Annotated in this window: 15 protein-coding genes; 2 read left to right on the top strand and 13 right to left on the bottom strand. The window is 74.7% G+C overall.

Going from position 1 to position 17,045, the window contains the following annotated elements:
* Positions 1–103 precede the first annotated feature (103 nt).
* Positions 104–1,516 carry an MFS transporter gene (locus CSPHI_RS05390; protein ID WP_075691841.1) on the top strand — a complete coding sequence of 471 codons (1,413 nt, stop codon included), beginning with the start codon at positions 104–106 and terminating at the stop codon, positions 1,514–1,516.
* Between the two features lie 57 nt (positions 1,517–1,573).
* Here the strand turns inward: CSPHI_RS05390 and galK are convergent, their stop codons facing one another.
* The 8 genes from galK to CSPHI_RS05350 all read right to left on the bottom strand — a co-directional run bounded on the left by galK (position 1,574) and on the right by CSPHI_RS05350 (position 11,381).
* Entirely contained in the window at positions 1,574–2,833 is a 1,260-nt protein-coding gene (galK, locus tag CSPHI_RS05385; protein ID WP_084210263.1) for a galactokinase, read from the bottom strand.
* A complete protein-coding gene (gene galT / locus CSPHI_RS05380; protein ID WP_075691840.1) occupies positions 2,830–3,963 on the bottom strand; it encodes a galactose-1-phosphate uridylyltransferase in 1,134 nt (377 codons plus the stop codon). Before galT ends, galK begins: the two co-directional genes overlap by 4 nt.
* 3 nt (positions 3,964–3,966) lie before the next feature.
* Entirely contained in the window at positions 3,967–4,272 is a 306-nt protein-coding gene (locus CSPHI_RS05375; RefSeq protein WP_075691839.1) for a hypothetical protein, read from the bottom strand.
* A gap of 12 nt (positions 4,273–4,284) precedes the next feature.
* The gene (locus CSPHI_RS05370) at positions 4,285–5,940 is read right to left on the bottom strand and encodes a sodium:solute symporter family protein (RefSeq protein WP_075693776.1); all 1,656 of its coding nucleotides are present in this window, start codon (positions 5,938–5,940) and stop codon (positions 4,285–4,287) included.
* A 400-nt stretch (positions 5,941–6,340) separates the two neighbouring features.
* The gene (locus CSPHI_RS05365; RefSeq protein ID WP_211274687.1) at positions 6,341–7,300 is read right to left on the bottom strand and encodes an aldose epimerase family protein; all 960 of its coding nucleotides are present in this window, start codon (positions 7,298–7,300) and stop codon (positions 6,341–6,343) included.
* A gap of 261 nt (positions 7,301–7,561) precedes the next feature.
* The gene (locus CSPHI_RS05360; RefSeq protein ID WP_075693773.1) at positions 7,562–9,793 is read right to left on the bottom strand and encodes a polyribonucleotide nucleotidyltransferase; all 2,232 of its coding nucleotides are present in this window, start codon (positions 9,791–9,793) and stop codon (positions 7,562–7,564) included.
* 165 nt (positions 9,794–9,958) lie between these two features.
* Positions 9,959–10,228, bottom strand: coding sequence for a 30S ribosomal protein S15 (gene rpsO, locus CSPHI_RS05355; RefSeq protein ID WP_075691838.1), 270 nt, complete (start codon positions 10,226–10,228; stop codon positions 9,959–9,961).
* A gap of 163 nt (positions 10,229–10,391) precedes the next feature.
* The gene (locus tag CSPHI_RS05350) at positions 10,392–11,381 is read right to left on the bottom strand and encodes a bifunctional riboflavin kinase/FAD synthetase (protein ID WP_075691837.1); all 990 of its coding nucleotides are present in this window, start codon (positions 11,379–11,381) and stop codon (positions 10,392–10,394) included.
* 87 nt (positions 11,382–11,468) lie between these two features.
* Here CSPHI_RS05350 and truB point away from each other — a divergent pair, with 87 nt between their 5' ends.
* Positions 11,469–12,440, top strand: coding sequence for a tRNA pseudouridine(55) synthase TruB (gene truB / locus CSPHI_RS05345; protein ID WP_084210261.1), 972 nt, complete (start codon positions 11,469–11,471; stop codon positions 12,438–12,440).
* A gap of 9 nt (positions 12,441–12,449) precedes the next feature.
* On the opposite strand, the gene CSPHI_RS05340 is transcribed toward truB, so the two are convergent.
* From CSPHI_RS05340 to rbfA, 5 genes are all read right to left on the bottom strand, one after another.
* On the bottom strand, positions 12,450–13,100 hold the full coding sequence (locus CSPHI_RS05340) for a 4'-phosphopantetheinyl transferase family protein (protein WP_157118489.1): 651 nt from the start codon (positions 13,098–13,100) through the stop codon (positions 12,450–12,452).
* Positions 13,097–13,909 carry a metallophosphoesterase family protein gene (locus tag CSPHI_RS05335; protein ID WP_075691836.1) on the bottom strand — a complete coding sequence of 271 codons (813 nt, stop codon included), beginning with the start codon at positions 13,907–13,909 and terminating at the stop codon, positions 13,097–13,099. Before CSPHI_RS05335 ends, CSPHI_RS05340 begins: the two co-directional genes overlap by 4 nt.
* A gap of 244 nt (positions 13,910–14,153) precedes the next feature.
* Positions 14,154–15,491: an MATE family efflux transporter gene (locus CSPHI_RS05330; RefSeq protein WP_075691835.1), complete on the bottom strand. Its 1,338-nt coding sequence runs from the start codon at positions 15,489–15,491 to the stop codon at positions 14,154–14,156.
* Positions 15,488–16,522, bottom strand: a complete 1,035-nt coding sequence (locus tag CSPHI_RS05325; RefSeq protein ID WP_245803354.1) for a DHH family phosphoesterase — start codon at positions 16,520–16,522, stop codon at positions 15,488–15,490. The genes CSPHI_RS05330 and CSPHI_RS05325 overlap by 4 nt, the downstream gene beginning before the upstream one ends.
* Positions 16,519–16,968: a 30S ribosome-binding factor RbfA gene (gene rbfA / locus CSPHI_RS05320; RefSeq protein WP_075693765.1), complete on the bottom strand. Its 450-nt coding sequence runs from the start codon at positions 16,966–16,968 to the stop codon at positions 16,519–16,521. Before rbfA ends, CSPHI_RS05325 begins: the two co-directional genes overlap by 4 nt.
* Between the last annotated feature and the right edge of the window lie 77 nt (positions 16,969–17,045).

The following is a 17,045-nucleotide window of genomic DNA, read 5'->3' as shown; positions in this document are numbered from 1 at the left end:
CCGGCGCCCGCGGCGGGCGGTAGGCTGGCCCGCCGTCGGCGCCCGGGGCGGCCGGGGCGCGGCCCGGGCCGGCCCTCCCCCGGGTGCGGGAAGGAGCGTGGACATGGCGCGGCGTGGCGCCGGCGGGCAGGCGGCGATCTGGGTGCTGCTGGGGGCGACCTTCATCGCCATCCTCAACGAGACCGTGATGAGCGTGGCGGTGCCGGTCTTCGCCGCGGACCTGGGGCTCACCGCCCCGGTGGCGCAGTGGGTGACCACCGCCTTCCTGCTCACCATGGCGGTGGTGGTGCCGGCCACCGGCTACCTCATCGACCGCTTCCCGCTGCGCGGGCTCTTCGCCGCCTCCCAGGGGCTCTTCGTCGCCGGCACCGCCCTGGGCGCGATCGCCCCCGGCTTCGCCCTGGTGCTCGCCGGGCGGGTCACCCAGGCCGCGGGCACCGCGGTGCTGCTGCCGCTGCTGATGACCACGGTGCTGCGGCTGGTCCCGGAGCACCGCCGCGGGGCGATGATGGGCACCATGTCGGTGGTCATCGCGGTGGCCCCGGCGATCGGGCCGACGGTGTCCGGGGCGCTGCTGCGGGCCTCCGGCGGGCAGTGGCGGATGCTCTTCGCGGCGATGGCGCCGGTGGCGGTGGCCGCCCTGGCCATCGGGCTGCCGCTGCTGCCCCGGCACGGCGGCGGCGGGTCGCGCCGGCTGGATCCGGCCTCCCTGGCGCTGGCCGCCGCCGGCTTCGGCGGCTCGGTGCACGCCCTGGCCGGGGCCGGGCCCGGGGCGGGGCCGGGGATCTGGGCCTCGGCGGCGGTGGGCGCGGCGGCGCTGGCGCTGTTCGCCCGCCGGCAGCTGCGGCTGGCCCGGGCGGGGGCGGCGCTGCTGGATCCGGCGGTGTTCCGCACCCGCGCCTTCGGCCTCACCGCGGCGCTGCTCGCCGCCGGGTTCGCCGCGATGTTCGGGGTGATCATCATCCTGCCGCTGCACCTGGCCGCCCGCGGGGTGGATGTGCTGGTGATCGGGCTGATGCTGATGCCGGGGCCGCTGGCGATGGGGCTGCTCGGCCCGCTGATCGGGCGCTGGTACGACGCGGCCGGCCCGCGCCCGCTGGTGCTGCCCGGCACGGTGGCGCTCACCGCCTCCCTGACGGGGCTGTGCTTCCTCGGCGAGGCCGGCCCGCTGTGGTGGATCGTGGTCTGCCACGTGGTGCTGGAGCTGGGCCTGGGCCTGGTGTTCACCCCGCTGTTCGCCTGGGGCCTGGGCGAGCTGCCGGAGGCGCTGCAGGCCGATGGTTCGGCGGTGCTGAACACCCTGCAGCAGGTCGCCGGGGCCGCGGGCACCGCCTGCTTCGTCGCCGTGGCGGCGGCCGTGGCCGGCCTCGCCGCCGGGGACGGCCCCGCCGATCTCGGCGCCCTGGTGGCCGGGCACCGCGCGGCGATGGCCGCCGGGGCGGCGCTGGGGGCGCTGATGGTGGTGCTGGCCGCCCGGATCCGGCCCCGGCCCCGGCCGCGGGTGGAGCTGGTCTGAGGCGGCGCCGCCCGCCGCCGGGGGCTCCGGCGGCGGGCGGGGCGGGCGGCGGCCGGCTCAGCCGACCCGGCGGGCGCCGCCGGAGGGGGTGGCGGCGAGGAAGGCCGGGGCGGTGAAGCCCGCCTCGGCGAAGGCCGCGGCGATGGCGCCGGCCACCTCCCGCTCGTCCTCGGCGCGCACCAGGGCGATCGCGGAGCCGCCGAAGCCGCCCCCGGTCATCCGGGCGCCGAGGGCGCCATGGGCCATGGCGGTGTCCACCGCCAGGTCCAGTTCCGCGCAGGAGACCTCGTAGTCGTCGCGCAGGCTGGCGTGCGAGGCGCACATGGACTCGCCGAAGCCGGCGAAGTCCCCGGCGCGCAGCTGGGCGATGGCGGCGGTGGTGCGCTCGTTCTCGGAGAGCACGTGGCCCACCCGACGGCGCACCGTGTCCGCCCACCGGTCCGGGTCCTCCCCCGCCGGGACGGAGCCGGCCGCCCAGGCCTCGGCGTGGGCCAGCGGGTCGGCGACCTCGCGCAGCACCTCCGCCCCGGCCGCGGCGGCGACGGCGTCGATCACCCCGCGCCGGGAGGCGTACTGCCCGTCGGCGAGGCTGTGCGCGGCCCGGGTGTCGATGACCAGCAGCTCCAGCCCGGCGGCGCCGAGATCGCAGGGCACCTGCTCATCGGTGTCCGCGCCGAAGTCGATGGCCAGGGCGCTGCCGGCCTCGCCGAGCAGCGCGATCCGCTGGTCCAGACCCCCGGTGGCGGCGCCGACGACCTCGTTCTCCGCCCGCATGCAGGCGGTGACCAGGCGGCGCCGGGCGGCCTCGTCGGGGGCCTCGGCGGCCAGCTCCCGGGCGGCCAGCGCCACGGAGCACTCCAGGGCCGCGGAGCTGGACAGTCCCCCGCCGACCGGCACATCGGAGGTGATCGCGATGTCGAAGCCGCCCAGATCGGCGGGCAGGTCCCCGGCGGCCTGCTGCGCCCAGATGGCGCCGGCGGCGTAGCCGGCCCAGCCGGCCGGGGAGCCCGGGCCGACCTCGGCCAGGGCGATCTCCACCGGCTCGGCCTCGGCCCCGTCGAAGTCGGAGACCAGCCGCAGCCGGCCGTCCGCACGCGGGGCGACCGCGGCGAAGGTGCGCTGGGCCAGGGCGAAGGGCAGGCAGATCCCGCCGGCGTAGTCGACGTGCTCGCCGATCAGGTTCACCCGCCCCGGCGCCGCCCACACCCCGGCCGGCTCCGCGCCGAAGGCGCGGCGGAACAGGGCGGCGGCGTCCGCGGCGCCGGCGGCGTCATCGCGCGCCGGGGCGTAGGCGGGGGCGTTCGGCCGCTCGCTCATCGGGCCACCTCCCGGAACCGGTCCGCGATCCGCTCGGGGGTGGTGTCGGAGATCCACGCCCCCTGCCCGGATTCGCTGCCCGCGAGGAACTTCATCCGCCCCGGCGAGCGCATCATCGAGTACAGCTGCAGGTGCAGCCGGCCGTCCCGGCGGTCCTCCCCCACCGGCGCCTGGTTCCACGAGGCGATGTAGGGGGTGCGCTCGACGCCCTCGAAGAAGCGATCCAGCCGGCCGAGCAGATCCAGCAGGATCCCGGCCAGCTCCTCCTTCTCCGGGTCGGTGAGCGCGGCGAAGTCGGGCACGTCCCGGTAGGGCACCACCATCGCCTCCACCGGCCATTTCGCGAAGGCCGGCACGAAGGCCAGGAAATGCTCCCCCTCGATGAGCACCCGGCGCCGGGAACCGCGCTCGGCGGCGAGCAGATCGTCGAAGAGCTCCCGGCCGGTTTCGGCCCGGTGCTCCCGGCAGCGCCGGGCGATCGCCGCCGCCCGCGGCGGCAGGTAGGGGTAGGAGTAGATCTGCCCGTGCGGGTGCTGCAGGGTGACCCCGATCTCCTCGCCCCGGTTCTCGAAGGGGAACACCAGGCGCACCCCCTCGATCTCGGAGAGCTCCCGGGTGCGGTGCGCCCAGGCCTCGATCACGGTGCGCACCCGGCGCCGCGGCAGGTCCCGGAAGGACCCGGAGACCTCGGGGGTGAAGCAGACCACCTCGCAGCGGGCCAGCGCCGGGCGGCGCTGCACCAGCCCCTGGCCCTCGACATCGCCGGCGAAGTCCTCCGGCACCTCCATGTGCATGGACAGCGAGGGGAAGCGGTTCTCGAAGACCACCACGTCGTAGTCCTCGGCGGGCACCTCGGTGGGCGGTTCCCCGGGCCGGGTCGGCGCCAGCGGATCCTCGTTGGCCGGGGGCATGAAGGTGCGGTTCATCCGGTGCGCGGCGTAGGCGTACCAGTCCCCGGTGAGCGGATCCCGGCGCAGCTCGGATTCGGTGATCGCCTCCGGCAGGTCCCGGGCGTCATGCAGCTCGCGGACCCGCTCCCCGGTGGCGTAGCCCGGGGAGTCGTCGAAGTAGATCAGCTCCCGGCCGTCGGCGAGGGTGGTGCGGGTGACGGCGAATTCGTGCTCGGCCACCGGCTACGCCTCCCCCTCCGCGGCGAGCGCCTGGGCCTCCACGGTGCCCGGTTCCACGGGCACGATGATGGGGCGCAGCTTCGCCCAGATGAAGAACACGGCGGCGACGACGACCAGGGCGACGCCCGCCCAGGTGTTGTACATCGCCTCCTTGGGCAGCCCGGTGTCCGGGTTCAGGCCCGGGTCGAGCAGCATCGCGGAGAGCAGCAGCACCACCCCGTAGAGGGCGAGCAGCAGCCCGATCACGTTGCGGATGTCGAAGGCGCCGGCGGAGCGCCGGCCGGCGCGGGGGGTGTCGTTGGTTGCCATGGGTAATCCCTCCTAGGCGAAGATGACGTTGAGGACCAGGACCATGGCGAGGCAGAGCATGCCCAGCGGGACGGTGCGGCGGTACCAGGGCAGGCACTCCTCCGCGGCGTCCACGAGATCCTCCTTGGGGGTCACGGACTTGACGAAGCCGACCAGCTCATGGTCCGGCTTCGGCTCGGTGACCAGCGAGACGATGATCGAGGCGATGATGTCCACGGCGAAGGCGATGGACGCCGCGACGAAGGCGGTGCCCTGCCCGGGCAGGTTGAAGAACCCGGCCTCCAGCCCGGCGAACTCGGAGATGCCCCAGTAGGTCATCGCGGACAGGGTGCCCAGCACCAGGCCCACCCAGCCGGCGGTGGGGGTCATCCGCTTCCAGAACATGCCCAGGATGAAGGTGGCGAACAGGGGCGCGTTGAAGAAGCCGAACAGCGTCTGCAGGTAGTCCATGACGTTGCCGAAGTTGTCCGCGATGAGCGCGGTGCCCACCGCGATCACGGTGGCCCCGATGGTGGCCAGCCGGCCCACCTTCAGGTAGTAGTCGTCGGCGCGGTCCTTGACCACGTAGGTCTGCCAGATGTCGTAGCTGAACACGGTGTTGAAGGCGGAGATGTTCGCCGCCATGCCGGCCATGAACGCGGCCAGCAGGCCGGCCAGGGCCACGCCGAGCAGCCCGTTGGGCAGCAGATCCCGCATGAGGTAGAGCATCGCGTCATTCGGCGGGGCGGTGGAGTCCATGATCGGGGCGACGGTGGCCGCGGCGATCATGCCGGGGAGCACCACCACGAAGGGCACGAACATCTTCGGGAAGGCACCGATGATCGGGGTGCGCCGGGCCGCGGAGAGCGAATCGGCGGCCATGGAGCGCTGCACCTCGACGAAGTTGGTGGTCCAGTAGCCGAAGGAGAGCACGAAGCCGAGGCCGAAGGTCAGCCCGATGACGGAGACGATCGGGTTGTCGAAGCCGGAGATGTCGGTGCCCGGCCAGGTGTGGAAGTGGCTCTCCGCGTTCAGGGCGGTCTTCAGCCCGCCCCAGCCGCCGACGTTGTGCAGGCCGATCAGGGTCAGCGGGACCAGGGCGGCGACGATCACGAAGAACTGGAGCACCTCGTTGTAGATCGCCGCGGACAGCCCGCCGAGGGTGATGTAGGACAGCACGATCACCGCGGCGATGAGCAGGGTGACCAGCAGCGGCCAGCCGAGCAGGGAGTTGACCACCTTGGCCAGCAGCAGCAGGTTGATGCCCGCGATGAGCAGCTGGGCCACCGCGAAGGAGATCGCGTTGACCAGGTGCGCCCCGGGCCCGAAGCGGCGGAGCATGAACTCCGGCACCGAGCGGACCTTGGAGCCGTAGTAGAAGGGCATCATCACGATGCCGAGGAAGACCATCGCCGGGATGGCGCCGATCCAGAAGTAGTGCATCGTCTGGAAGCCGTATTCGACGCCGTTGGCGCTCATGCCGACGATCTCCACGGCGCCGAGGTTCGCCGAGATGAAGGCGAGCCCGGTCACCCAGGCCGGCAGGGACCTGCCGGAGAGGAAGAAGTCGATCGAGCTGGACACCTTGGACCGAGCGGCCCATCCGATGCCGAGCACGAAGATGAAGTACAGCGCCACCAGTGAGTAGTCCACCCAGGTGGCGTTGAGGCGCAGGGCCTCCTGAGCCATGATCAAGGTCACGTCTCCTTTGCCGTGGGCCCGCGCGGGGAGGCCGCGGGTGCGGCCGGCGCGGCCGGGCCCGGATTGCCGTGGGGCGCCACACGCGGCCGGCATGACGAGCCGCCGGCGACCCCGGGGGCCGTACCTCGCGTGCATTTGCCCGTCACCCCCGGTTTACCCGCGGGACGCGGTTTCCGCCTCCCCCGGCGACGTGGGAATGGCCACATTTTCGGCCGTACCGGGAAATCCCCCGGGTTTCATTACCCTTCTGAATCGATCAGGGGACGGATAACCGGGCGGCACCGGGTGCTAAGCGGCGCTCACCGCAGCGGCCCCCGGCCCCGCCGGGGCACCCCTGCGCGCACCCCGGCCCCGGCCGCGGCGGCGGCCGGGGCCGGGTCCGGCCGGATCAGTCGATCGCCCGGATGCCGACCTCGAAGCGGCGTCGCTCCCCCGGGGCCAGGGTGAGCAGATCGGTGCCCGAGTTCAGCGCGTCCGGCGGGCAGGTCATCGGCTCCACCGCCACCGCCCGGCCCAGGCCCGGGAAGCCCTCCCCCCGGGCCGGGTCCGCGGTGTAGATCTGCAGCCAGCCGAATTCGCCGCCGGCGCGCAGCTCCACCGCCCCCTCCGGGCCGCGCAACCGGGCGCGCAGCACGCCGTCGGGGTCCGCGGCGGCGCCGAAGCAGTGGTCCAGCCAGGTGCCGTCCATCGGCACCGACCAGCCGGCCCCGGTGCGCCGGCCGCCGACCTCGCCGAGCACCGGATCCGCCGGGCCGGGATCGCCGATCGGCAGATTGCGCCGCGGGTCCAGCGGCAGCGCGGTGGTCACCGGGGCCTCCAGGACGGTCTCGTCGAGCTCCGCCCCGCAGGCGACGAGGTAGGGGTGCCAGCCCACCCCGAGCGGGCACTCCTGGCCGGCGAGGTTCGCCACCGTCAGCTCCCCGGTGAGCCCGGTGTCGGCGTCCAGGGTCCAGTCCGCGGTGAGCTCCAGGGGCCAGGGCCACCCGGGCTGCTCGGGGATGCGCAGCCGGCGGCGGATGGTGCGCTCCGGGTGGGCGGCGCCCTCGGGGGCGGCCGGGGACCAGGCCATCCGCCCGGTGAAGCCGTGGATGGCGGTGTGCCGGGGCGGTTCGGTGACCACCAGGCGGTGCGCCCGGCCGGCGAAGGAGTATTCGCCGTCGCGGGTGCGGTTCGGCCAGGGCGCGAGCAGGATCCCGGCGTCCAGCGGCGGCGGCGTCGCCTCCGGGTACTCGGCCAGCAGCGGCCGGCCGCGGTGCCGCAGGCTGCGCGGGCCACCGCCCACCTCGCCGATCCACGCCTGGTAGTCGCCGGCGCACAGCATGGTGCGCGCCCCGGGGTCGTCGTTCATGGGCACATCCTCGCCTCGGGCGGCGTCGGCTGGGCGGCGCGGCCCGCGCCCGCCCGGGTCCCGGCCCCGCCGCCGTCCGGCCGGGAGAACCCGACCCCAGGGTACCCCCGTCGGTGAACACCGCTACCGGGGTCCGGGGGCGCCGCCGGGCGGAAGCGCCGCGGCCCCCGGGCGGACGCCGCGGGGGCGTCCGGCCGGGGGCCGGGGGGCGAGGCGCGCGGCGCGGCCCCGGGGGGTCGGGGCGCGCGCCTGGGGGCGGGGCTACTCCTTGACCGGGACCAGCGAGATCTTGCCGCGGTTGTCGATGTCGGCGATCTCCACCTGGAGCTTGTCGCCGACGGTGACCACGTCCTCGACCTTGTCGATCCGCTTGCCGTCGCCGAGCTTGGAGATGTGCACCAGGCCGTCGCGGCCGGGCACCAGGGAGACGAAGGCGCCGAAGGCGGTGGTCTTCACCACGGTGCCCAGGTAGCGCTCTCCGACCTTGGGCAGCTGCGGGTTGGCGATCGCGTTGATCTTCTCGATCGCGGCCTCCGCGGCCTCCCCGGAGGTCGCCGAGACGTACACGGTGCCGTCGTCCTCGATGGACACGTCCGCGCCGGTCTCCTCGGTGATCCCGTTGATGATCTTGCCCTTGGGCCCGATCACCTCGCCGATCTTCGAGGGCGGCACGGTGATGGTGGTGATCCGCGGGGCCAGCGGGCTCATCTCGTCGGGGCCGTCGATGGCCTCCTCCATCACCGCGAGGATGGTCTCCCGGGCGTCCTTGGCCTGGGCCAGGGCGTCGGCGAGCACCTTCGAGGGGATGCCGTCGAGCTTGGTGTCCAGCTGCAGGGCGGTGATGTAGTCCGCGGTGCCGGCGACCTTGAAGTCCATGTCGCCGAAGGCGTCCTCGGCGCCGAGGATGTCGGTCAGCGCCACGTAGCGGGTCTCCCCGTCCACCTCGCCGGAGACCAGGCCCATCGCGATGCCCGCGACCGGGGCCTTCAGCGGCACGCCCGCGTTGTACAGCGACAGCGTGGAGGCGCACACCGAGCCCATCGAGGTCGAGCCGTTGGAGCCCAGCGCCTCGGAGACCTGCCGGATGGCGTAGGGGAACTCCTCGCGGGTGGGCAGCACCGGCAGCAGCGCGCGCTCGGCGAGCGCCCCGTGGCCGACCTCGCGGCGCTTCGGGGAGCCCACCCGGCCGGTCTCGCCGGTGGAGTACGGCGGGAAGTTGTAGTGGTGCATGTAGCGCTTGTGATCGACGGGGCTCAGCGAGTCGATCTGCTGCTCCATCTTCATCATGTCCAGGGTGGTCACGCCCAGGATCTGGGTCTCGCCGCGCTCGAACAGGGCGGAGCCGTGGGCGCGCGGGATGAGCTCGATCTCCACGCCCAGGTCCCGGATCGCGTCGGTGGCGCGGCCGTCGATGCGGTAGCCCTCGGCGAGGATCATCTCCCGCACCACGGACTTCATCACCGCGTTGTAGGCGTTGCGGATCTCGTTCTCCCGCTCCGGGAAGTCCTCGGCGAGCTTGTCCACCACCTCGGCCATGTGCTCGTTGGTGGCGTCGTCGCGCTCCTGCTTGCCGGGGGTGCGCAGCAGCTTCGGCAGCTTCTTGCGGGCCAGCTTCTCCACCGCGGCGTGCACCTCCTCGGCGTAGGCCGGGTACAGCGGGAACTCGCGGACCTCGCCGGCGGCCTCCTCGGCCAGGGCGCGCTGGGCGCGGCACAGCTCGGCGATATGCGGTTTGGCGGCCTCCAGGCCGGCGGCCACCACGGACTCGGTGGGCGCGGGCCCGCCGGCGGCGATGAGGCCGGTGACGCCCTCGGTGGCGCCGGCCTCGACCATCATGATGGCCACGTTGTCGGCGCCGTCGCCGTCGCCGGTGAGCCGGCCGGCGACGACGATCTCGAACAGCGCGGACTCGTGCTGCTCCTGGGTGGGGAAGGCCACCCAGGCGCCGTCGCGGTGCTTCTCGTCGGCGACCAGCGCCATGCGCACCCCGCCGACGGGGCCGGACACCGGCAGCCCGGAGAGCTGGGTGGCCGCGGAGGCGGCGTTGATCGCCACCACGTCGTACATGTCCTTCGGATCCAGGCTCAGCACGGTGATGATGATCTGGATCTCGTTGCGCAGGCCCTTGACGAAGGTGGGCCGCAGCGGCCGGTCGATCAGCCGGCAGGCCAGGATCGCGTCCTGGCTGGGCCGGCCCTCCCGCCGGAAGAAGGAGCCCGGGATACGCCCGGCGGCGTACATCCGCTCCTCCACGTCGACGGTGAGGGGGAAGAAGTCCAGGTGCTCCCGGGGCTTGCTCGATGCGCAGGTGGTGGCCAGCATCATCGTGTCGTCGTCGAGGTAGGCGGTGACCGCCCCGTCGGCCTGCAGGGCCAGCTGGCCCGTCTCGAAGCGCACCTCGCGCTTGCCGAAGTCCCCGTTGTCGATGACGGCGACCGTCTCGACGATGTCGGAGAAGTCGTCCTCGTACTCGTATTGGGTGTTGTCGCTCATGCGGTTGTAGACCACGTCTTTCGTTCGGTGTCCCGTGGGCGATCATCGGTGCCGCCCCATAGTTTTCCGTCTATGGACACCCCGGGGAGTCTACCAGGCCGGGCATGCGAAAGCGCCCCGGCCGGCGGAACCGGCGGGGCGCGGCGCGAGGGGCGGGTGCCGCGGCTAGCGGCGCAGGCCCAGGCGCTCGATGAGGGCGCGGTAGCGCTCCACGTCATTGTCCTGCAGGTACTTCAGCAGGCCCTTGCGGCGGCCGACCAGCAGCAGCAGGCCGCGGCGGGAGTGGTGGTCGTGCTTGTGGAACTTCAGGTGCTCGGTGAGCTCGCGGATGCGGGCGGTGAGCAGGGCGACCTGGGCCTCGGGGGAGCCGGTGTCGGTCTCGTGGACGCCGAATTCCTTCAGGATCTCGGCCTTGCGCTCGGTGGACAGCGCCATGTGCGCGTCTCCTCTTCTGTTCGGTGGCTGTTTCAGTCCACTGGGGCCGCGGGGCATCCCCCGCCTGCGGCGACCGTTCGTGGACCACGGTCGCGACCGGCGGCCCACGATACCAGGCCGCCGCCGCGGCCGGGAAATCCGGGCGCCCCCGGCGCGGCCCGGGCTAGCCGAGGCCGAGGATGCCGCGGGCCTCGGCGACGTCCCGGCGCATCCGGGCGATGAGCGCGTCGACCCCGTCGAAGGTGACCATCGGCCGGATCCGCCCCACCAGGTCCAGGTGCCCGGTGAGCCCGTAGAGGTCCGCGGAGCGGTCGATGACGTGGGCCTCCACGGTGCGCGCGGTGTCGCCGAAGGTGGTGTTCGTGCCCACGCTCACCGCGGCCGGGCAGGTCCGGTGCAGCGGCATGTCCCCCTCCGGGTCCGCCGCGGCGCGCCCCGGCCCGGCGGTGACCGTGAACCAGCCGGCGTAGACCCCGTCGGCGGGGATCGCCACCGCCTCCGGCAGCGCCATATTCGCCGTGGGGAAGCCCAGCTGGGCGCCGCCGCGGCCCCGGCCGTGGATGATCTCCCCGCTGAGCCGGTGCGGATGCCCCAGGCAGGCCGCGGCGCCGGCGACGTCCCCGGCGGCGAGCAGGGCGCGGATCCGGGTGGAGCTCACCGGGCCGCGCTCATCGGCGAGCAGGTCCACGATATGGGCCTCCATGCCGTGCGCGGCGGCGTGCGCCGGCAGGGTGGTCCGATCCCCGGCGGCGCGGGCGCCGTAGGTGAAGTTCTCGCCCACGTGCACCGAGGCCGCGTGCAGCCGCCGGCCCAGGATCTCGGCGACGAAGCGCTCCGGGGCCATCGCGGCGAGCTCCCGGGTGAAGGGCAGCACCAGGGTGCGGTCCACGCCGAGGTCGGCGGCCAGCTCCGCGCGGCGGGCCGGGGTGGCCAGCATCGCCGGGGCCCGCTCCGGGGCGAACACCGCGATCGGGTTGGGGTGCAGGGTGACCAGGACCGTGGGCAGGCCGAGCGCGCGGGCGCGGGCGGTGGCCGAGGCGATCAGCTTGGCATGTCCCCGGTGGATGCCGTCGAAGACGCCGATGGTGACCACCGTCGCCCCGAGATCCGCGGGGATGTTCTCCAGTCCGTGCCAGATATCCACCCGGCCCACGATACGACATGGCGGGGCGCGCCCCGCAGCCGCCCGGCGCACCCGGACGCCCCCGCCGCGGCCACCCGCGCCGGTAGGATCCCCGGCATGCCCACCGCCGACCGGCCCGCAGCCGACCCCGCCCGCACCCCCGCCGCCGCAGCGCCCCCGGCCGCCGACCCGCTGGCCGGCTCCGGGGTGGTGGTCGTGGACAAGCCCGCCGGGATGACCAGCCACGACGTGGTCGCCCGGGTGCGCCGGATCCTGGGCACCCGCCGGGTCGGCCATTCCGGCACCCTGGATCCGATGGCCACCGGGGTGCTGGTGCTCGGCGTGGGCCGGGGCACCCGCTTCCTGGCCCACGTGCACGCCGACGCGAAGGCCTACGCGGCGACCATCCGGCTGGGCGCGGCCACGGTCACCGACGACGCCGAGGGCGAGCCCACCGGCGGCGCCCCGGCCGGCGGGCTGGCCGAGGAGGCGGTGCGCGCCGCGGTGGCCGGGCTCACCGGGGAGCTGATGCAGGTGCCGGCGGCGGTGTCCGCGGTGCGGGTGGACGGCGAGCGGGCGCATGCCCGGGTGCGCCGCGGCGAGGCGGTGGCGATTCCGGCCCGGCAGGTGACCGTCGGCCGCTTCGAGATCACCGCGCTGCGCCGCCCGGAGGGCGCCGGGGGGCGCTGGCTGGACCTGGACGTGGTGGTGGAGTGCTCCGCGGGCACCTACGTGCGCGCCCTGGCCCGGGATCTCGGGGCCGCGCTCGGCGTCGGCGGGCACCTCACCGCGCTGCGCCGCACCGCCGCCGGGCCCTTCACCCTCGCCGATGCGGTGGACCTCGACGAGCTCGCCGCGCGCGGTGCGCCCTGCCTGGACCTGGACGCGGCCTGCCTGCGCTGCTTCCCGGTGCGCGAGGTCGACGCCGCGCAGGCGGCGATGCTCGCCCAGGGCCGCTGGCTGGAGCCGGTGGGGCGGAGCGGGGTGCATGCCGCGCTCGGCCCGGACGGGCGGGTGCCGGCGCTCATCGAGGAGTCCGGGCGGCGGGCGCGCACCGTGTTCGTGGTGCGCCCGGCCACCCTCGGCTGAGCCGGCGCCTCAGCGCACCACGGCGGTGGCGATCACGTAGCCGTGGTCGACGGTCCAGGAGCCCTCGATGAAGTGCACCGGGGTGGGCCGGGCGAGGATGTAGGAGATGAACCCGCCGTCCTCGCGCAAATCCACCTCGGCGTCCTCGAAGCCCAGCCAGCGGCCGGTGATCGGGAACCACGCCTTGTAGGTGGCCTCCTTGGCGCAGAACAGCAGCCGGTCCGCGAAGTCCGGTTCGGCGGCGGCGACCATGGCCCGCTCCCGGGGCGAGGCGATGGAGTCCAGCACCCCGGCGGGCAGCGGTTCGGCGATTTCCGCGTCCACCCCGATGGAGCGGGTGAGCGGCCGGGGGGCGACCACCGCGGCCCGGAAGCCATCGGTGTGCGTCATGGAGCCGGTGAGCTCCGCCGGCCACAGCGGCATCCCGCGCTCCCCGCGCAGGATCGGGGTGGCCGAGGGCCGGCCGGTGAGCTCCTCGATGGCGCGGTGCGCGCACCAGCGGGCGTCGCCGAACTCGGCCTTGCGCGCATCCACCGCGCCGGCGACCAGAACGCGTTCCCGCGGGTCCAGGCGGCGGTAGTTGTCCAGGCTGATGCCGCTGGTCCACATCTGGTGGTAGGTGGCATGCGCCGGGAGCATGGTCCGGGTGAGCACGGTCATCGATCCTCCATAACCGGGTAGGGCCACCGGGGTTCCGGGGGCCGGCGCCGCCATTGCCGCGGATAGCCGAGGGAGACCTCGGCATGGCGCACCCCGTCGATCTCGTGCACCGCGGGGATGTGCAGATGCCCGTAGACGACCGCGCGGGCGCCGTAGCGCCGCGGCCAGTCCCGGGTGTGCCGGGTGCCGCACCAGGGGGTCATCTCCGGGTGCCGCAGCGCCGCCAGCGGCTCCGGCGCCAGCGGCCAGTGGTTGACCAGCACGGTGGGCCCGGCGATCCGGGACAGCCGGCGCACCGTGTAGGCCAGGCGCCGCCGGCACCACAGCACCGGGTCGGCGAAGGGCCGGATGGACATCTCGTCGGTGAACACCACCCCGCGCTCCGCCGCCTCCGCCAGGGCCTCGTCGACGGTCGTGCCCGGGCGGCGCCAGGAGTAGTCGTAGAGGGTGAACAGGGGGCAGACGGTGACCCCGCCGAACTGCGGGTAGGGGTCCTCGGGGGTGAGCACGCCGAGGGTGCGGCAGCCCTCGATGAGCTGGGCGTAGCGGTCCTCGCCGACGTGCCGGTCGGTGCCGCGGCAGAACAGGTCGTGGTTGCCGGGGGTGAAGATCACCCGGGCGTAGCGGGCGGCGAGCTCGCCGAGGGTGCGCAGGATGAGCTCGGGGCGCTCGGCGACGTCGCCGGCGACGATCAGCCAGTCGTCCGGGTTGTCCGGGGCGAGTCCGGCGACCACCTCCCGGTTGCCGCGCACCGAGACGTGCAGGTCCGCGACGGCCCACAGGGTGCGCGGGCGCTCGGCCTCGGCCATCGGCGGGCCTCCTTCCCTGCTGCTGCGGCCGCGGCCCCCGGGCGGGGGCCGCATCCGATCCATCGGCCCGGATAACGGAATCGTAACGGTGCACCGGCGGCATCGGCGGCACCGGGCCGGCGCCTCGGCACCGGCGGCGCCACATGGGAATCATGCGGCAACTGTGGCCACAATAGCAACAGGCGCACCAGCTTTTGCATGATGAACTTGATTCGGGGGTGGGTCCGCTCCCCCGCCGCCCGGCTCAGTCCGGGGCGCCGGTGCGCGCCCACCGGGCGCCGCGGAAGCGCAGTCCCACCGCCACCATCCGGATCAGCAGGAAGCAGACCAGGCCCCACCACACCCCGGTAAGCCCCCAGCCGAAGAAGGCGCTGAGCCACACCGGCGGCAGGAAGCCCAGGACCACCGCGGCGATGGAGATGTTCCGCAGGTACCGGGAGTCCCCGGCGCCGAGCAGCACCCCGTCCACGGCGAAGACCAGCCCGCCGATCGGGATCATCGCCACCAGCAGCCACCAGGGCCCGGCGGCCAGCTCCGCCAGCACCGCGGGCACGTCGGTGAACAGCGCCGGCAGCACCCGGTGGCCGAGCCCGAACACCGCCGCGAGCACCCCGGCGAAGCCCAGCGACCAGGCGATCACCCGGCGCCCGGTGCGCCGGGCCAGCGCCACCGACCCGGAGCCCAGCGCCGCGCCGACCAGGGTCTGCGCCGCGATCGCCAGCGAATCGAGCACCAGGGACATGAAATTCCACAGCTGCAGCAGCACCTGGTGGCCGCCGAGGGCGGCCTCCCCGAAGCGGCCCGCCACCCCCGCGGCGGAGAGGAAGGCCACCTGGAAGGACAGCGAGCGCAGGATCAGGTCCCGGCCGAGCACCAGCTGCCGGCGGATCAGCCGCGCCCGCGGGGCCGCGGACACCCCCTCGGCGCGCACCGTGCGCAGCAGCATCACCGCGAAGCAGGTCGAGGTCAGGGTCTGCCCGAGCACATTGGACCAGGCCGAGCCGACCAGGCCCAGCCGGGAGACCATGGGCGCCACCGAGGCCGCCGCCGGGAGCACCCCGGCGAGCACGAACAGCAGCGGCCGCCGGGTGTCCTGCACCCCGCGCAGCCAGCCGTTGCCGGCCTGGGTGAGCAGGGTCAGCGGGATGCCGAGGGAGGCCACCCGCAACCAGGTCGCCGCCTCCGCGGCCACCGAGCCCACCGGGGCCAGCCAGCGCGTGAACACCCCGGCGAAGGCCTGGATCACCGCCAGCAGCACCAGTCCCACCAGCAGCGCCACCCAGGTGGCCTGCACCCCCTCGGCCACCGCCGCGGGCCGATCCCCGCGGCCGAAGGCCCGGGAGGCGCGGGCGGTGGTGCCGTAGGCGAGGAAGGTCAGCTGGGTGGTGACCATCGCCAGGATGGTGGAGCCGGCGGCCAGCGCGGCCAGCTCCGTGGCACCGAGCCGGCCCACCACCGCGGTGTCCAGCAGCAGGTACAGCGGGGCGGCGGCGAGCACGCCCAGCGCCGGCAGCGCCAGGGAGAGGATCCGCCCGGCGGTGGCCTCCGGCACCGCGGCGGCCCCCGGTGCCGCGGCGCTCACGGCCGGGTGCCGGCGGCCGTGCCCGAGGCCGCGGCCAGGGCCGCGAGCACCGCCTCCCGGTCCCCGCGGACCTCGCAGCCGGCGGCGCGCAGATGGCCGCCGCCGCCCATGGTCGCCGCCACCGCGGAGACGTCGACGAGCGCCCGGGAGCGCAGCGACAGCGTCCAGCGGCCGGGCTCGTACTCCTTGAGCACCGCGCACACGTCCCCGCCGTCGGTGGTGCGGGCCACGTCCACCACCGCCTCCACCTCGTCATGGCCCACCCCGGCCATCTCCCCGCGGCCGATGGTGACGTGCACCAGCCCGGCGCCGCCGCCCCAGTCCGGGTCCCGGCCGGCGGTGGCCATCACCCGGCCCAGGAAGGGCAGGAACTCGAAGGGGTGGCCCTCCAGCAGCTCTGCGCCGATGGTGCGCGGATCCAGGCCGAAGTCGAGCAGCCGGGCCGCGGCCAGGTGCATCCGGGGCCGGCCGAACTGGAAGCTCACCGTGTCGGTGAGCAGCCCCGCGTAGAGGGCGTGCGCCATCTCCCGGTCCAGCCGGATCCCCCACACCTCGAACAGGTCCAGCAGCACCATGGTCGCCGACTCCGCCTCCACGTCGACGAGGTTGACGGTGCCGAACATGGTGTTGGAGTCGTGGTGGTCGATGTTGACCACCCGGTCCGCGGCGAGGATCCGGTCGGCGAGCTCGCCGAGCCGGGAGGGCGAGGCGCAGTCCACGGTCACCCAGGTGTCCACCCGCTCGGGCAGATCCCGGCAGCCCACGAAATCCCGCCAGCCGGGGATGGTGAGCAGCGACTTCGCCGGCAGCGCCTCCTCCCCGTAGGTGGCCAGGGCGCGCACCCCCCGCTGGCGCAGCGCCATCACCATCGCCGCGGCCGCCCCGATCGCGTCCGCGTCGGGGTTGACGTGCGCGACGACGACCACCTGCCGGGCGTCGGCGAGGGTGTCCATGGTCGCCTGCAGCGGCCCGGACATCCGCCGGCTGATGGACTGCGCCACCGGGGCCGCGACCGCGCCCGGCCCGGTCACGCCGGCTCCCCCGGCTCGTCCTCGCGGCGGTACGGGTCCGGGTCCCCGGCGGGCCGGGCGTCCCGGGCCGCGGCGGCGAGCTCCGCGTCCCGGGCCCGGGTGCGCGCCAGCAGCTCCTCCAGGTGCGCGGAGGCCTGCGGCACCGTGTCCACCTCGAAGGACAGGGTGGGGGTGAAGCGCACCCCGGTGCCCCGGCCCACCTTGGTGCGCAGCGCCCCGCGGGCCCGGTCCAGGGCCGCCTCCGCGGCGGCCCAGTCCGGCTCCTCCTCCAGGGTGCGGCCGCGCACCGTGTAGAACACGGTCGCATCATGCAGATCCCCGGTGACCCGGCAGTCCGTGACGGTCACGAACTCCAGCCGGGGATCCTTGATCTCCAGCTCGATCGCGGTGGCCACGATCTCCTGGATCCGCTTGGCCAGTTTGCGGGCGCGGGCCGGGTCGGCCATCTCCATCACTCCCTCGGGTCGGGCTGCCGCGGCCGGGGTCCGGGCGCGGCGGGTACGGGCACCCAGGCTAGCCGCTT

The organism is Corynebacterium sphenisci DSM 44792 (assembly GCF_001941505.1).
GTDB lineage: Bacteria > Actinomycetota > Actinomycetes > Mycobacteriales > Mycobacteriaceae > Corynebacterium > Corynebacterium sphenisci.
Note: the sequence above shows the minus strand (reverse complement) of the source record. Positions and strands in the feature narration are given on the sequence as shown.

Excerpts from the sequence above, each read along its gene's own strand:
- CSPHI_RS05390 (WP_075691841.1), top strand. The coding sequence starts at position 104 with ATGGCGCGGCGTGGCGCCGGCGGGCAGGCGGCGATCTGGGTGCTGCTG.
- galK (WP_084210263.1), bottom strand. The coding sequence starts at position 2,833 with ATGAGCGAGCGGCCGAACGCCCCCGCCTACGCCCCGGCGCGCGATGAC.
- CSPHI_RS05375 (WP_075691839.1), bottom strand. The coding sequence starts at position 4,272 with ATGGCAACCAACGACACCCCCCGCGCCGGCCGGCGCTCCGCCGGCGCC.
- CSPHI_RS05370 (WP_075693776.1), bottom strand. The coding sequence starts at position 5,940 with ATGGCTCAGGAGGCCCTGCGCCTCAACGCCACCTGGGTGGACTACTCA.
- CSPHI_RS05365 (WP_211274687.1), bottom strand. The coding sequence starts at position 7,300 with ATGAACGACGACCCCGGGGCGCGCACCATGCTGTGCGCCGGCGACTAC.
- CSPHI_RS05360 (WP_075693773.1), bottom strand. The coding sequence starts at position 9,793 with ATGAGCGACAACACCCAATACGAGTACGAGGACGACTTCTCCGACATC.
- rpsO (WP_075691838.1), bottom strand. The coding sequence starts at position 10,228 with ATGGCGCTGTCCACCGAGCGCAAGGCCGAGATCCTGAAGGAATTCGGC.
- truB (WP_084210261.1), top strand. The coding sequence starts at position 11,469 with ATGCCCACCGCCGACCGGCCCGCAGCCGACCCCGCCCGCACCCCCGCC.
- CSPHI_RS05340 (WP_157118489.1), bottom strand. The coding sequence starts at position 13,100 with ATGACCGTGCTCACCCGGACCATGCTCCCGGCGCATGCCACCTACCAC.
- CSPHI_RS05335 (WP_075691836.1), bottom strand. The coding sequence starts at position 13,909 with ATGGCCGAGGCCGAGCGCCCGCGCACCCTGTGGGCCGTCGCGGACCTG.
- rbfA (WP_075693765.1), bottom strand. The coding sequence starts at position 16,968 with ATGGCCGACCCGGCCCGCGCCCGCAAACTGGCCAAGCGGATCCAGGAG.